Source organism: Mucilaginibacter defluvii (assembly GCF_039543225.1).
GTDB classification, from domain to species: Bacteria; Bacteroidota; Bacteroidia; order Sphingobacteriales; family Sphingobacteriaceae; genus Mucilaginibacter; species Mucilaginibacter defluvii.
The window spans coordinates 447623-463250 of the sequence record NZ_BAABJI010000002.1; the positions used below are offsets into that span (position 1 = coordinate 447623).

Sequence of the window (15628 nt, forward strand, 5' to 3'; positions counted from 1 at the left end):
CTTTTAAATACAAAGTAAATGTTTATCATTATAAAATGCAAGCATTTGCAGACAGTTCTGTTAAAAATATTTTTGATAATTTTTAGGCAGTGACTTAATCGGTTTAATATATATGTCTTTATAATAGACCTCAGCCGCCTCGCTCTGAATTTGCAACCGCCCGCCAGTAAGTGGTTTGTAGGTGTCGCCATCTTTGTATGATGAGCCGCTCAGCGCCATAACAACATGGCCATTTAATATGTGCAGGCTTTTGTCGCCAAAGCATATTAGCTCAAGAGTATTCCAATCATTATTTGGCTTTTCGTAATTATGGCTTTGCTGTACAAAATTATTGCCTGCACCCATAAATGTTTTTACACCTGCCGGGTCGTATACCATGGTGTCTTTTTTAGCCGGTGTTTTTTTAGTTTTAATGTAACCCGCTGATGAAGCAATGCACCAGTAATCGCCGCAGCCGCCTTCCATTACCTGCATTTCCTGGCCAAGCATCCATGATCGCCAGTAGTCTACACCCGCTTCTCCGTTGGAGTGATAAATAACACCCGAATCTTTGGGCTCGTTTAACCGCGGAACCCACTTTTTATCTCCCCACTTTACCTTCAGTTTTAAACGATAATTTTTGAAGGACTGCCTGGTGTACAAGCACCCGTAAACCTCGCCGCTAACATGTAATATCGGTTGCGTGCTATTTTTTACAAGGGTGAATACGCCGGTCTTATCATTATTATAGCCGATAGGTTTTACAGGTTTACCGTTTTTGTCAACCGGCATTGCGCCCTTGTAGCCATCCTTATGCCGATAGCTTAAGTAAGTTTCCCATTTGCTTAACTTGTTATCAAGCAACGGCGTCCATCCGTAGTTATTGGTAAACGAAGTGAAAAAGATGATGAGAGCGGGAGTAAGCAGGTAGTAAATGCGTTTCATTTAAGGTTTTAATTTATCGCTGTTAAATTACCGCCTTGCAGCATTATTATTTTACCAAAACATGGTGTTATATTAACAAGATGGATTGGATGAACTTTATGTTTGCGCCGCGGTTCAAGCACAAACCGCGGGCAATACATAAAGCTTATAGGTAGATGTGAGAAAACTGCTAATGTGATGGGTATTAGGTATTACCACGTTGTAAAATTAATCACACGGCTGTGTTTTGCCGTGAGTTGTATAACCCATAATGGGTACACTTTAAACGCAACTAAAAAGGGTGAAAACACCCATTACATATAGTTTTGCGGTTAATCGTGCAGATTGTTAATAAAAACCATTTTTCAACAAACCCAATAAAGTCGGGTTAAGAGGCTAACTTTATCAGGTTAAAAACCGAGGTAACAGATTTGGCAAAAGCAACTACAAAAGAAACCCCTTTAATGCAGCAGTACAACGCCATAAAGGCGAAGTACCCGGGCGCGCTATTGCTGTTCCGTGTGGGCGATTTTTATGAAACGTTTGGTGAAGACGCAGTTAAGGCAGCCGGTATTTTAGGTATAGTGCTTACCAAACGTGCAAACGGTGCCGCCACACATATCGAGTTGGCCGGTTTTCCGCACCATTCGTTGGAAACCTATTTGCCAAAGCTGGTAAGGGCAGGTCAGCGTGTAGCGATATGCGATCAGTTGGAAGACCCCAAAACTACCAAAACTATTGTTAAACGCGGCGTTACCGAACTGGTTACACCCGGTGTGGCCGTTAGTGATAACATCCTTCAGCAAAAGAGCAACAACTATCTCGCCTCTTTGTATTTTGAAAAGAATAGCATCGGCATCGCGCTGATTGATATTTCTACAGGTGAGTTTTTAACGGCGCAAGGCAACAGCGGCTATATTGATAAGCTGCTGCAAAGTTTTTCACCAAGCGAGGTAATTTATCCTAAGAGCCGCCAGCATGATTTTAAGGACACTTATGGCGACCGTTTTTATACTTATTCGCTTGATGAGTGGCCATACAGCGGCGACTATGCTTACGAGACGCTGCTTAAACATTTTGGCGTACAATCGCTTAAAGGGTTTGGCATAGATAAACTGAACCTGGGTATAATAGCTGCCGGCGTGGCGCTGCATTATCTTAATGAAACTGAGCATCGTAATCTGCAGCATATATCAGCCATCAGCCGGATAGAGGAAGACCGCTATTTGTGGCTCGACCGCTTTAGCATCCGTAACCTGGAATTGGTTGGCTCGGCTAATGAAAATGCGCATACCCTGGTTGATGTGCTCGACAACACCTGCTCGCCCATGGGTGCCCGCTTGCTGCGCCGCTGGATTGTGATGCCATTGAAGGAGCTAAAGCCTATAAATGATCGCCTTAACGTTGTTGAACACCTGATTGAGCACGAAGAGCTGCGGGAAAATTTGCAGCAGCACCTGAGGCAGATCGGCGACCTGGAGCGTTTAATTTCAAAAATCGGATTACAAAAAGCCAACCCGCGGGAGATTTGCCAGCTAAAGAAAGCATTGCAAGCCACCAGCGAAATAAAAAAGATCAGCGAGGCATCAGGAAGCCAACCCCTGCAAACCATTGGCGCACAGTTAAATCCGTGTTTTTATATATGTGAGAAGATCGAGAAAGAACTTTACCCAGAACCACCTATCGCGTTAATAAAAGGATCTGTAATCAACGAGGGTATAAATGAGGAGCTTGACCGCTTGCGTAAAATAGCGTTCGGCGGCAAAGGATATTTGTTAGAGATACAGAAGCGCGAGGCGGAAATAACCGGCATACCGTCGCTCAAAGTATCGTTTAATAATGTATTTGGTTACTACCTCGAAGTTACGCACTCGCATCGCGACAAGGTACCAACTGAATGGATACGCAAACAAACGTTGGTAAATGCGGAGCGTTACATTACCCCCGAACTAAAGGAGTATGAGGAGCAAATATTAGGTGCTGAAGAAAAGATATTAGTAATTGAAACGCAGTTGTACAACGACCTGCTTTATTCACTTGCTGAATACATCAAGCCGATACAGTTAAACGCGCAACTTATTGCCCGCCTGGATGTGCTGTTAAACTTTGCGCACATATCCATTAAAAATCATTATGCCAAGCCGGTTATAAACGAGGGCAGGCTGATCGACATAAAAGGCGGCCGGCATCCGGTTATAGAAAAAACTTTGCCTCTGGGCGAATCATATATCACCAACGATGTTTACCTGGATTCGGAAACGCAGCAGGTAATTATCATCACCGGCCCTAACATGGCGGGTAAGTCGGCCTTGCTTAGGCAAACCGGCCTTATAGTGCTGATGGCGCAGATGGGTTGTTTTGTACCCGCTAAAGATGCTACCATCGGGCTTGTCGACAAGATATTTACCCGCGTGGGTGCGTCGGATAATTTGTCCTCCGGCGAATCAACCTTTATGGTGGAGATGAATGAAACGGCCAGTATTTTAAACAATATTTCTGACCGAAGTTTGATTTTATTGGATGAAATAGGGCGTGGTACTTCAACGTATGATGGTATATCCATCGCCTGGGCTATTGCCGAGTACCTGCATAATCATCCATCAGCTAAGGCTAAAACTTTGTTCGCCACACATTACCATGAGTTAAATGAATTAAGCAATTCTTTCAACCGCATCAAAAACTTTAATGTATCAGTAAAAGAGGTTGGCCAGCAGATCATATTCCTGCGTAAACTGGTGCCTGGTGGGAGTGAGCATAGTTTTGGTATACATGTGGCTAAGCTGGCCGGTATGCCGCCAAAGGTGCTCGGTCGTGCTAATGAAATACTTAAGAAACTGGAAGCGGAACGCACAGGAGGTGAGCATATTAAGGAAAGTATCCGTAAGGTGCAGAAGCAGGCGGTGCAAATGCAAATGTTCTCCATAGACGACCCGGTGCTGGTTAAGATACGGGATACATTGAACAATCTTGATGTAAACACACTCACCCCGGTTGAAGCTTTGATGAAACTGGACGAGATACAGCGTTTAATCAAAAGCTAACAAACAAAAGCTCCGGAACTTCCTGAGCTTTTGTTTAAGTACAAGCAGATGGGTTATACCAATTCGGCTGCCTGTGTAGTTACTTTAGCTAAGGTTACGCCCGTCAACTGATCGGCAAAGGCCACGAACGCTTTACTTTCAGCAATGCGGTTTTGATTATCGATCAGATTTTGCAGTTTAACTTTGCCGATAACATATTTAAAACCGTCAGACGTGTAGCTTTCAAAAATGTGTTCAAAATCAAGGTCTTTAACCAGGCTCTCATCTGTATATCTCAGGTAAACAGTTAGCTTAATATCGTTGGTAAATGTAAGGCTGCCTTTTTCCTTGGCTTTTTTGTATTCATAATGATAGTCGTAACGCAGGGCTGCAACATCCGACAATACAGCCGCGCCGGTAGGATGGCCGCCGGCTCCTTTACCGAAAAAGAATTGCTGATCGGCAAAGGCTGCTTGAACTATAACGCCATTGTATTCGTATTCCACATTGTACAAAAATTCACTTTCTGTTACCAGTTTCGGCAAAACAAAAAGGGCTACATGGCGGTCATCCAGTTCTTTAGCAACCGGAACCAGTTTTATTTTCAGGTTCTTTTCGCGGGTATATTGCAGATCGTTTGCCGAAAGGTTTTGTATGCCAATGTTCAGCACATCATCCGGGTTAACCACCACACCGTAAGCATGCGCGGCAGCTATAACCAGTTTAAATTTAGCATCGTAGCCGCCTACGTCCATAGTAGGGTCGGTTTCGGCAAAGCCGAGTTCTTGCGCTTGTTTTAGAGCGCTTGCGTAGTCCAGGTTTTCCAGGTAACCTTTTGAAAGTATGTAGTTTGATGAACCATTGAAGATACCGCAGATAGAGTGCAGTAACTCATTATCATAATACTCTTCCAGGTTACGGATGATCGGAATACTACCGCATACGGCGCCTTCATAAAGTAAAGATGTGCCGTGTTCATGCTGAATGGCTAACAGTTCCTCGAGGTACGTGGCAATCATCTTTTTACTGGCCGATACCACATTCTTACCTGATTTTAAAGCGGTAGCAACAATTTGGAAAGCCGCTTCGGTGTCGTTTATCAACTCTATAACCGTGTTTATTTCAGGGTTACTTAATATCTCATTCCTGTCCGTAGTGAATAAATCGGCAGGCAGGGTACGTTTCTTTTCAGGGTTTTTAATAGCGATCTTTACGATCTCCAGGTTCAGGTTCTTTGTTTTGATGATGTCGTACAAACCTTGTCCAACCACGCCGAAACCAAATAAACCAATAGTAAGTTTTTTGCTCATTATGCTGTTTGTTGCAATTCAATAATTTTTCCCTTAACGTCAGTTTTCAGGAATGATCTGATAATATTTGTTAATGCTTCTGTTTCAATTAAAAATCCGTCGTGCCCGTAAAATGAGTCGAACTCGGCAAATGCAGCCTTAGGTATGTGCTGAAATAAATACCGCTGCTCTTCAATCGGGAACAACAGGTCGGATGTTATGCCGATAACCAGTGTCTTGGCTGTGATCAGGCTCAGCGCTTTATCAACACTGGTACGGTTACGGCCAACGTTGTGCGAATCCATAACCTTGGTTAAGTACCAGTAGCTGTAGGCGTTATACCTGTTTACCAGTTTTTGGCCCTGATAATTTTGATAGCTCGATGCTTTATAGCCATCGGTAAGGTTGTTACTATCTTCCTGCTGAGTGATATTGTATGCCTTATATCCACGGTATGAAAGTAAAGCCATGCTACGCGCGGCTTTCAGGCCTTTTTCGCCGCCGCGTGGTGTATTGGCATAAAAGGTGCGGTCGGTACTGATGGCCAAACGTTGCGACTCGTTAAAGGCAATGCCCCATGGTGAGTGTTTACCGTTTGTGGCAATGAGTATCAGGTTCTTGATCTTTCCAGGTTCCGTGATGGCCCATTCCATGGCTTGCTGTCCGCCTAATGATCCGCCTATTAAAACTTCGATACTATTGATGCCCAAATGCGTGGCCAACAGACGATGAGCTTTAACCATATCGCGTATCGTAATCTCCGGGAAAGCCAGATAATAAGGCTGCCCGGTTACCGGGTTAACGCTTAAAGGATTGGTTGAGCCATATGGAGAACCCAATATATTGGCGCATACAATAAAGTGCTCCTCCGGATTAAAAAAGTCTTCGGCGCCAAACAGTCCTTTCCACCAATCAAGCACATCCGAATTGGCTGTAAGCGCGTGGCATACCCAAATTACATTATCACGGTTTTGGTTAAGCTTGCCATAGGTATTAAAACCTATTTCCAACTGGCGCAGCTCCTTGCCCGATTCAAGTGTGAATTTTTGTTTATGCCTGTATATTTCAGTACTCATTTCTTATTATTAAGCTTCCGGCTTTACGCCGGAAGCATTTTAAAACTATAATCAAAAGCCTATGTAAGGCTTGGTTCTTTTTGTTCAATTTTGGCAAAAGCCTGCTCAAAATCAGCTTTTATATCATCAATATGTTCAATACCGACAGCTACACGCAACAATGCGGGTGTAACACCGGCCGCAAGCTGTTCATTATCACTTAATTGCTGATGCGTGGTTGCAGATGGTTGGATGATCAGAGTTTTGGCATCGCCCACGTTAGCCAAATGGCTTACCAGTTTAAGATTATCAATTACCGCCGTGGCATTTGCCTTTTCGCCCTTAACTTCAAAGGACAAAACGGCTCCGAAGCCATTGCTTAAGTATTTTTTAGCCAGTTCGTGGTAAGGTGAAGATGTAAGGCCCGGATAATTTACTTTGGCAACTAACGGATGCAGCTCAAGCCATTTGGCCAGTTCGAGCGCGTTGTCAACATGGCGTTGCACGCGCAGCGATAGCGTTTCTAAACCTTGGATCAATAACCATGAATTAAATGGTGACTGCGACGGGCCAAAATCACGCAGTCCTTCAACACGGGCGCGAATAATATATTGAATATTACCAAACGGGCCGCCAATGCCGAACACGTCATTAAATATCAAGCCATGATAACCGTCGGACGGTTGGGTGAATTGCGAAAATTTACCATTGCCCCAGTTGTAATTACCGCCATCAACAATAACGCCGCCTATGCTGGTGCCATGCCCGCCAATCCATTTAGTGGCTGATTGTACTACTACATGCGCACCATGCTCCAACGGGCGGAACAGGTAACCGGCAGCGCCAAAGGTATTGTCAACTATTAAAGGCAGATCGTGCTTGTTGGCAACGGCTGCTATTTTTTCAAAATCAGGAATGTTAAATCCCGGGTTACCGATCGTTTCGAGATAGATAGCTTTGGTACCCTCATTAATTAAGGCTTCAATGCTTTCTGCCGAATCATTTTTGGCAAAACGAGCTTCGATACCTAACCTTTTGAATGATACTTTGAACTGATTGTAAGTACCGCCGTATAAAAATGGCGAGGTAACAAAGTTATCGCCCGCTTGCAGAATATTGTTAAGCGCTAAAAACTGTGCTGCCTGGCCCGATGATGTAGCCAAAGCTGCTACACCACCTTCTAATGCCGCGACGCGTTTCTCAAACACATCGGTAGTAGGATTCATCAGGCGGGTATATATGTTACCGAATTCCCTTAAAGCAAATAGGTTGGCGCCATGCTCAGCACTGTTAAATACGTAAGATGTAGTTTGATATAGCGGTACAGCGCGTGAACCTGTAACGGCATCAACTTCCTGACCGGCGTGTAATTGTAATGTTTCGAATTTAAGGTTTGTAGCAGACATGGTTTTTAAGATTTTAATTTTAAAAAAGGTTAATGTTTTTGTTTAGCAACAGGATGTAATAATCCCTAATGGCTACACGCGAATTACAAAAATGAAGTTCAGCGTGCTTAATGGTGTGGCTTAGCAGCAACACATACACATACAGCAATAAGGGTTTAAACCATATTGATTATGCTGTAGTACGTTTTCAGGAATGCTAAATAAATATTTCATTTCGTTTGTTAATTTATATTTCCCGGGGTTATTCTTCCGGGGCAGGAATTGGCACCTTCTTCAGTTGCTGAAGGGTTGCCAGCGGGTAATTGAGCCTGTTCTCTCGCCGCTTCTTTATAAACCAAACCTTTTTGAGGGGTGTTGATCTTAAATATTTGCTACCAAATATTGTTGCAAATGTATGTTAAAAAAACATTTGCCTCCAAATTTAATTTGTTTTTATTGCTAAAAACTTTCTAAAGCCTGTTTCATATCGGCTATCAAATCGTCAATATGCTCTAAGCCGACAGATACCCTGAGTAAATTAAAAGGCGTTTTAGTATCCGGACCTTCCACCAGCGCACGATGCTCTATTAAACTTTCAACCCCGCCTAAACTGGTTGCCTGGGTAAATAAATTCAGGGCGTTAATTACTCTGCCAGCTTCGTTTTGCCCGCCTTTTACCAGGAAAGACAGCATGCCGCCGTACAAACTCATTTGCGTTGATGCCAACTCATGCTGCGGATGCGATACAAGTCCCGGGTACATTACCTGCTCAACTTTTGGATGTCGTTCTAAAAATTCGGCAAGGTGTTGCGCGTTGCTAACATGGCCGCGTACTCTGTAAGGTAAAGTTTTTAAGCTGCGCACTAAATAATAGCAATCTGTGGGCGAGGGGATAGCGCCGCCCATTTCTTGCACCTGGCGGATTTTTTGCCACCAATCATCTTTCTTAGCAGTTATCAGCGCGCCGCCCATTAAATCGCTGTGGCCACCAAAATATTTAGTGCAGGAGTGCATCACCAGGTCGGCGCCCAATATAAGCGGTTGCTGGCATATAGGTGTCGCAAAGGTGTTATCGCACACTACTATTATACCTTTAGCATGAGCTATGCTAACCACTTTTTTTATATCGGTAAGTTTTAACAGCGGGTTTGATGGTGTCTCAATCCAGATAATACCTGTATTTGGTTTGATGTGCTGTTGTAAAACCGTTTCATCATTCACATCAATAAAATCGAACTCTAAAATGCCGGCAAACAAGTTTTTTACCTGGTTGCGCAGGCCATGGTACATATCATCAGGCAAAATAATGTGTGTGCCCGGTTGTAATGACTGAAACACGGCCATGCCCGCCGCGTTGCCTGATGAAAATGCCGCCGCATCAACGCCACCCTCAAGTTGTGCCAAAACATGCTCTAAGGATGTCCGGTTAGGGTTTGACGAACGGCTGTATATATGCCCTGACGGATATTCACCTTCAGCATTTCGGGTAAAGGTTGTTGATGTGGTGATGGGTTGTATAACTAACCCCGAGGCTTTATCTGGATGGTTGCCGGCATGTATGGCAATGGTTTCGATCTTCATAGTATATTCGTAGCGTTGCGCGGTAAATGTACGTATTGATAAAAAATCCGGATAATGAAAAATGCAATAATTGCTTTTTTAGCAGTTCTAACTTTATTTTCATGTAAAACAGCTAAGCTACCCATTGAGACGGAAAGTATCAGTTTAGCAAACCTGAAGGGCGCATGGGACTGGAAGAAAACCACAGGCGGCTTCGCCGGAGTAACTATCACACCCGAAACCGCCCGTTATATATTACATCTAGAGTTTAAAGATGATGAACTGCTGTTTTTTAAGAACAACGAAGCGACCCGGGGTTATCATTTCTCGTTGGTAAAAGACAAAACAATCTACTCCGCTGATTCACTTTATATTATTAAGCCGGACAATAGTGAAAATGAAATTCCGCTTGTTGTTACCAAAATGGTTAAGGACACTATTATACTGGCTGATAATGTAAACGATGGCTTTTCATCAACCTATGTTAAAAGGAAAAACTAAAGCTGCTCATAGCTAATGCATGTGGCAACGCCTATGTAAAAACAATGTCAATTACAGCGTTCTTTAAGGAATAAGGGAGCTGGTTTAACGATAAGTTTTGCACATTTTACTACCTTTGGTAAAACTTTTATTGAATGCAAAACTCAGATAGTTTACAGGTATTACTGAATGATACTAACTTATCTGCTGATTTAAAAGACATTGCACAAAAGGTACTCAACCTGCAACGCATCAGCTTTGACGAGGGTGTGCTGTTATATGAAAAAGCTGAACTCGGCTATCTTGGCACTTTAGCGAATTATATACGCAACGCCAAACACGGCGATAAAACTTATTTTAACCGTAACTTTCATATTGAGCCCACTAATTTATGTGTGTACGATTGTAAATTCTGCTCTTACTCGCGCCTGATAAAACAGCGTGGCGAGGGGTGGGAGTATACTATGGACGAAATGCTCGACATAGTGAAGAAATACGATAACGAGCCGGTTACCGAAGTACATATAGTAGGCGGTGTATTGCCGCAATATGATCTGCCTTTTTACACCGAACTTTTTACCCGCATCAAGCAGCATCGTCCAGATCTGCATGTAAAGGCCTTAACGCCTGTTGAGTACCATTATATATTCAAAAAAGCTAAAATTGATTACGCCACCGGTATGCAACTGATGAAGGATGCCGGATTGGAATCAATGCCGGGTGGTGGCGCGGAGATATTTCATCCGGAAGTGCGTGACCTGATCGCTAAAGACAAATGTACCGGCGACCAGTGGTTGCAAATACACGAGGAATGGCATAAACTGGGCATGCGCTCAAACGCTACCATGCTGTACGGGCATATTGAAAGGTACTGGCACCGGGTTGACCATATGGAGCGCCTGCGCCAATTACAGGATAAAACTGGCGGTTTCCAAACGTTTATCCCGCTAAAATTCCGCAACCAGGATAACCAGATGTCTGATGTGCCGGAATCAACTGCGCTGGAAGATCTGCGTAATTACGCCATCGCGCGTATTTACCTGGATAATTTTGATCATATAAAGGCTTACTGGGCCATGATCAGCAGGAACACCGCGCAGCTTTCATTGAACTTTGGGGTGGACGATATTGATGGTACACTTGATGATACCACGAAAATATACTCCATGGCTGGTGCAGAAGAGCAGCACCCGGCCATGAGCACTAAGGAGTTGGTCGAGCTGATAAAACAAGTTGGCCGCCACCCAATTGAACGTGATACGTTATACAACGTAGTTACCGATTTTAAAGACCATGTGTTTGCCGAAGAGATCAAACCTAAGTTTTATAAACTCCCGGTGGTTAATTGAGGTTAAAGAAGAAAGGTGAAAGCGAAAAGGTAAAAGCTCATAGCTGATTTTACAAAAGAATATAAGCTTTAGGCTAAAATCGCTTTCAGCTCAAAGAAAGAATGATACAAAAAACACTATACATTGTCCGCCATGGGCAAACCGATCTGAATAAGCAGGGGATTGTGCAGGGGCGGGGGATGAACACTGATTTGAACGACGAAGGACGGGCACAGGCCGCCTTATTTTATGAGGCTTATAAGCAAGTTCCTTTTGATAAGATCTATATTTCTGAACTAAAGCGTACCCAGCAAAGCATCCAAAAATTCATTGATCTGGATATTCCTTTTGAAAAACTTGCCGGATTAGACGAATTGGCCTGGGGCAGGCTGGAAGGCCAGACCAGTACACCCGAAAATAAAGCGGCATTTTTAGACCTGATGCGTAACTGGCTTGACGGTAACCTTGATGCTAAGATAGAGGGCGGTGAAAGCCCTAACGAGGTTAAGTTAAGGCAGCAGGAAGCGATAAAGGTAATCTTATCTCATCCTGAAGAAAAGAATGTTTTAGTATGTATGCACGGCCGGGCCATGCGTTTACTAATGTGTTTGCTAACCGAGCGCCCGCTTACCGAAATGGACAGTTTTCCGCACCAAAATTTGGTGTTGTATAAAGTTACCTATGACGGGCAAAAATTTGAAATTGTTGATTTTAATAATTCCCTGCACTTAAAGCAGGCTTGAAGTATCTGTGAAAAAGATTAGAATTTCGGCGGTTAGCTACACTAACACCACGCCTTTTATATATGGTATACAGCATACCGACTTTGTTGATAAAATTGAACTTAGTTTAGATATACCGGCAGATTGTGCCCAAAAGCTGATTGACGACAGAGCGGACATCGGCCTGATACCAGTTGCCGCCACTTTAAATATGCCCGAGTGGCATATCGTGTCCGACTATTGTATTGGCGCCAATGGTGCGGTCGCTTCGGTGTTTATATTCAGCAATTGCGATATACATGAGGTTAAGCGCGTACAGCTTGATCCGCAATCGCGCAGCTCAAATAACCTGGCCCGGGTGCTGCTTAAAAACTTTTGGAAGATCGATCCGGAACTTATTACTGATGCTCCAGATTACGCCACACCTTCAGACCCTTATACGGCATTTGTACAAATAGGCGACCGGACTTTTGGCAAGGCGGAGCAATACCCATACGCGTATGATTTGGCTGAAGAGTGGCAAAAGTTTACGGGCCTGCCGTTTGTGTTCGCCGCCTGGATAGCTAACAAACCCATGTCTGCTGATTTTGTAAAGGAGTTTAACAAGGCTTTAAAGTTCGGTTTAGAAAACAGGCTATCGTTATTTAAAGTGTTGCCTCACCGGAATGACTTTGATATTGAGGATTATTTGTTGAATAAGATAGATTATGATTTGACAGACAAAAAGCGGGAAGCCCTTTTCCTGTTCCTCGATCTTATCCGGAAACTGGATAGATAGTGTCCTTCTCTATTTAAAGCCTATGCTTCCTGCGATAAATCACCTGCTAAAACTGTTAACCTAATCCATTTATGACATTTTGACGACAAGCTTATTGTACTATATACACTATTAGATTGCAATAAAAATTAAGATATTGTAAAACTTACACTATCTAATGGCTTAAATTTTTAAATATTTAAAATTAAATAAACTTAATTATGAATAATTTATAATAATTGTCCATAATTTAAATAATTAATAATTATGTTGGATATTTGTTGTGGATTTAAAATTTAACACAACAAGACAATGAAAAAGTTATTAGTTATACCAGCAATTATCGGTTTATTAATTACAGGTGCTTACGCAGCCGATAAAAAAGTTAAAGAGGACGACGACAAAAACGCAAACGTATCTTACGCCGTTGTTAACCAGTTCAAATCTGATTTCCGCGATGCTGAAAATGTTACCTGGACTGTAACCGAAACTACTCAAAAAGCAGAGTTTACTTTAGACGGTGTTAAAATGACCGCTTTTTACAATCTGAATGGTGAATACATGGGTACAACCAAACAAGTTGCTTACAAAGCCATTTCGGCACGCGCGCAAAAAGAAATTGCCAACCGTTACAAAGGTTATACTGTAGGTCAGGTAATTGAATTAAACTCTGGTGATGGCATCCAGCACTTTGTAGATTTAAAAAGCAGCAAAGACGAAATTTTAGTACGTGTTGCGCCAACTTCAGCGGTTTATTACTTTCAACAAGTAAAATAAGCTACAACCCATAACATATATAGCAAAGAGGCTGCACCTTAATTGGTTGCAGCCTTTTTTTGTGTTTAATTCCAGGTTTGTTTATAACTGATTTTACAAAAAATCAGACGCAAAAAAAGTGATTAAAAATCAGACAGACTGTTCTCTAATCACTGCTCACTAATTTCTATTGCTCAAACTAATCCACCGCAGAACGCAGCATGAGCGCACCTACGGTTACATTAGTACGGCTATCAATTATAATGGCACCGCCGTTTGCCTTATTGAGTTGATATGGGTCGAAAGCTAAAGGATCCGCAGTTTTTATAACAATACGGCCAATATCATTCAATTTAAATTCTTCGTCGTACTGTTTTTCAAGTGTGTTGATATTCACCTTATACAATACTTCACTTATACGGCATTTTGTTACCTTACTGTTGTGCTGTACCAGGTAAGTATGCGTAACATCCAGCGGCCGGGTATCCATCCAGCATAAGTCGACCTCAATTAATTGAGCTACCTGCGGCTGCGCGGCACTGCTTACCAGCAAATCGCCACGGCTTATATCAATATCGTCTGCCAGGTGTATAGTTACTGACATGCCCGTAATAGCTTCCACCGGCTCCCTGTCCAGTTGTTCAATTTTTGAAATTGTGCTTGTAAAGCCTGATGGCAAAACAGTAACCTGATCATTCACCCTGAAAGTGCCGCTTGCCACCCGTCCTGCATAACCACGGTAATCATGCAGTTCATCAGTTTGCGGGCGTATAACCCACTGCACCGGCAGGCGTGCGTGTGACGCTTTTACATCAACCTTTATGTCTACGTTTTCAAGATAAGTAAGCAGGCTTTCACCCGCATACCAAGGCATGTTAAATGATTTATAAACAATATTGTCACCTTTTAAAGCGCTGACAGGTATAAACTTAACGCTGCTTAATTCAACTTTTTTCGCAAGAGCTTCATAATCGCCCACTATCTTATTGTAAGCTTCCTCATCATAATTAAGCATATCCATTTTATTTACACAAACCACCACCTGCGGAATGCCTAATAAGGATACCAGGAAAGAGTGACGGATAGTTTGCTCGATAACGCCCTTGCGCGCGTCGATCAGGATAATGGCCAAACCGGCGTTGCTTGCGCCTGTAACCATGTTACGGGTATATTGTATATGGCCGGGTGCATCTGCAATGATGAATTTGCGCTTATCGGTATTAAAATATTTGTAAGCCACATCAATGGTAATGCCTTGCTCTCGCTCGGCTTTAAGGCCGTCGGTAAGGATGGCCAGATCGATGGTACCATCATCATTTTTACGGTTTGAGGCATGCAGCGCCTCTAGCTGATCGGCTAAGATCGCTTCACTATCATACAACAGGCGGCCGATAAGGGTGCTTTTACCATCATCAACACTGCCGGCGGTTATAAACTTTAAAATATCCATATTAAAAATAGCCTCCTTTCTTGCGGTCTTCCATTGCCGCTTCTGATACCTTGTCGTCCATACGTGCGCCGCGTTCGCTTATTTTTGATTCGCTGATCTCGTTGATGATGTCATCAATATGATAAGCATATGATTCAACAGCTGCTGTACAGGTCATATCGCCCACGGTACGAAAACGTACGTTTCTGCGCTCTACAACATCCTCTTCATCCATGTTGAGGAAAGGAGAGGCAGCCATTAACTGGCCATTGCGGGTGATACAATCACGCTCGTGTGCAAAATATATGGAAGGGAGTTCTATCTTTTCGCGACGGATGTAGTTCCAAACATCGAGTTCGGTCCAGTTACTGATCGGGAACACCCTTACGTTTTCGCCTTTGTGTATTTTACCGTTGTACAGGTTCCATAACTCAGGTCGTTGGCGTTTTGGGTCCCACTGGCCAAATTCATCACGTACCGAAAAGATACGCTCTTTAGCGCGGGCTTTCTCCTCATCACGACGGGCGCCGCCAATGCAGGCATCAAATTGATGTTTGGCAATTGTATCAAGCAATGTAACGGTTTGTAAGGCGTTGCGACTGGCATTTTTGCCTTTTTGTTCAACTACCTTACCTTCATTTATCGAATCCTGAACGTGACCGATGATCAGTTTTTCGCCAAGGCGTTCAATCATCCGGTCGCGGTAGTCAATGGTTTCAACAAAATTATGTCCGGTATCGATATGTACCAGCGGAAATGGAAATTTACCCGGACGAAACGCTTTTTCAGCCAATCGTACCAGGGTGATAGAATCCTTACCGCCCGAAAAAAGCAGCGCGGGCTTTTCAAATTGCCCCGCCACCTCACGCAGAATGTATATCGCTTCTGCTTCAAGCTCATCTAAGTAATCCAGGTGGTTATTAGTACTCATTTGGTGGTTATAT

At 43.1% G+C, this 15628-nt stretch carries 13 protein-coding genes and 1 riboswitch; of the genes, 6 read left to right on the top strand and 7 right to left on the bottom strand.

Going from position 1 to position 15628, the window contains the following annotated elements:
* Nucleotides 1-60: 60 nt before the first annotated feature.
* Nucleotides 61-924 (bottom strand): 3-keto-disaccharide hydrolase, encoded by an 864-nt coding sequence (locus ABD960_RS08205; protein WP_345330540.1) that lies wholly within the window; start codon nucleotides 922-924, stop codon nucleotides 61-63.
* Nucleotides 925-1334: 410 nt separating this feature from the next.
* Between ABD960_RS08205 and mutS the strand changes: the two genes are divergently transcribed.
* The gene (gene mutS, locus ABD960_RS08210; protein ID WP_345330541.1) at nucleotides 1335-3944 is read left to right on the top strand and encodes a DNA mismatch repair protein MutS; all 2610 of its coding nucleotides are present in this window, start codon (nucleotides 1335-1337) and stop codon (nucleotides 3942-3944) included.
* 53 nt (nucleotides 3945-3997) lie between these two features.
* Here the strand turns inward: mutS and ABD960_RS08215 are convergent, their stop codons facing one another.
* The 4 genes from ABD960_RS08215 to ABD960_RS08230 form a co-directional block, all read right to left on the bottom strand.
* A complete protein-coding gene (locus ABD960_RS08215; RefSeq protein WP_345330542.1) occupies nucleotides 3998-5233 on the bottom strand; it encodes a homoserine dehydrogenase in 1236 nt (411 codons plus the stop codon).
* Nucleotides 5233-6288, bottom strand: coding sequence for a homoserine O-acetyltransferase family protein (locus tag ABD960_RS08220; RefSeq protein ID WP_345330543.1), 1056 nt, complete (start codon nucleotides 6286-6288; stop codon nucleotides 5233-5235). The genes ABD960_RS08215 and ABD960_RS08220 overlap by 1 nt, the downstream gene beginning before the upstream one ends.
* Nucleotides 6289-6347: 59 nt before the next feature.
* On the bottom strand, nucleotides 6348-7673 hold the full coding sequence (locus tag ABD960_RS08225) for an O-acetylhomoserine aminocarboxypropyltransferase/cysteine synthase family protein (protein WP_345330544.1): 1326 nt from the start codon (nucleotides 7671-7673) through the stop codon (nucleotides 6348-6350).
* A 223-nt stretch (nucleotides 7674-7896) separates the two neighbouring features.
* Nucleotides 7897-8009: riboswitch (SAM riboswitch) on the bottom strand.
* Between the two features lie 102 nt (nucleotides 8010-8111).
* A complete protein-coding gene (locus ABD960_RS08230) occupies nucleotides 8112-9233 on the bottom strand; it encodes a trans-sulfuration enzyme family protein (protein WP_345330545.1) in 1122 nt (373 codons plus the stop codon).
* A 54-nt stretch (nucleotides 9234-9287) separates the two neighbouring features.
* On the opposite strand from ABD960_RS08230, the gene ABD960_RS08235 reads away from it, so the two are divergent.
* The 5 genes from ABD960_RS08235 (at nucleotide 9288) to ABD960_RS08255 (ending at nucleotide 13276) form a co-directional block, all read left to right on the top strand.
* On the top strand, nucleotides 9288-9713 hold the full coding sequence (locus ABD960_RS08235; protein WP_345330546.1) for a hypothetical protein: 426 nt from the start codon (nucleotides 9288-9290) through the stop codon (nucleotides 9711-9713).
* Between the two features lie 134 nt (nucleotides 9714-9847).
* The gene (mqnE, locus tag ABD960_RS08240; protein WP_345330547.1) at nucleotides 9848-11041 is read left to right on the top strand and encodes an aminofutalosine synthase MqnE; all 1194 of its coding nucleotides are present in this window, start codon (nucleotides 9848-9850) and stop codon (nucleotides 11039-11041) included.
* Nucleotides 11042-11142: 101 nt separating this feature from the next.
* Nucleotides 11143-11763 carry a histidine phosphatase family protein gene (locus ABD960_RS08245; RefSeq protein WP_345330548.1) on the top strand — a complete coding sequence of 207 codons (621 nt, stop codon included), beginning with the start codon at nucleotides 11143-11145 and terminating at the stop codon, nucleotides 11761-11763.
* Nucleotides 11764-11770: 7 nt separating this feature from the next.
* Nucleotides 11771-12520 carry a menaquinone biosynthetic enzyme MqnA/MqnD family protein gene (locus ABD960_RS08250; protein ID WP_345330549.1) on the top strand — a complete coding sequence of 250 codons (750 nt, stop codon included), beginning with the start codon at nucleotides 11771-11773 and terminating at the stop codon, nucleotides 12518-12520.
* A 291-nt stretch (nucleotides 12521-12811) separates the two neighbouring features.
* Entirely contained in the window at nucleotides 12812-13276 is a 465-nt protein-coding gene (locus ABD960_RS08255) for a hypothetical protein (RefSeq protein WP_345330550.1), read from the top strand.
* 178 nt (nucleotides 13277-13454) lie between these two features.
* Here the strand turns inward: ABD960_RS08255 and ABD960_RS08260 are convergent, their stop codons facing one another.
* Nucleotides 13455-14705, bottom strand: a complete 1251-nt coding sequence (locus ABD960_RS08260; RefSeq protein WP_345330551.1) for a sulfate adenylyltransferase subunit 1 — start codon at nucleotides 14703-14705, stop codon at nucleotides 13455-13457.
* A 1-nt stretch (nucleotide 14706) separates the two neighbouring features.
* Nucleotides 14707-15615 carry a sulfate adenylyltransferase subunit CysD gene (gene cysD, locus ABD960_RS08265; RefSeq protein ID WP_345330552.1) on the bottom strand — a complete coding sequence of 303 codons (909 nt, stop codon included), beginning with the start codon at nucleotides 15613-15615 and terminating at the stop codon, nucleotides 14707-14709.
* Between the last annotated feature and the right edge of the window lie 13 nt (nucleotides 15616-15628).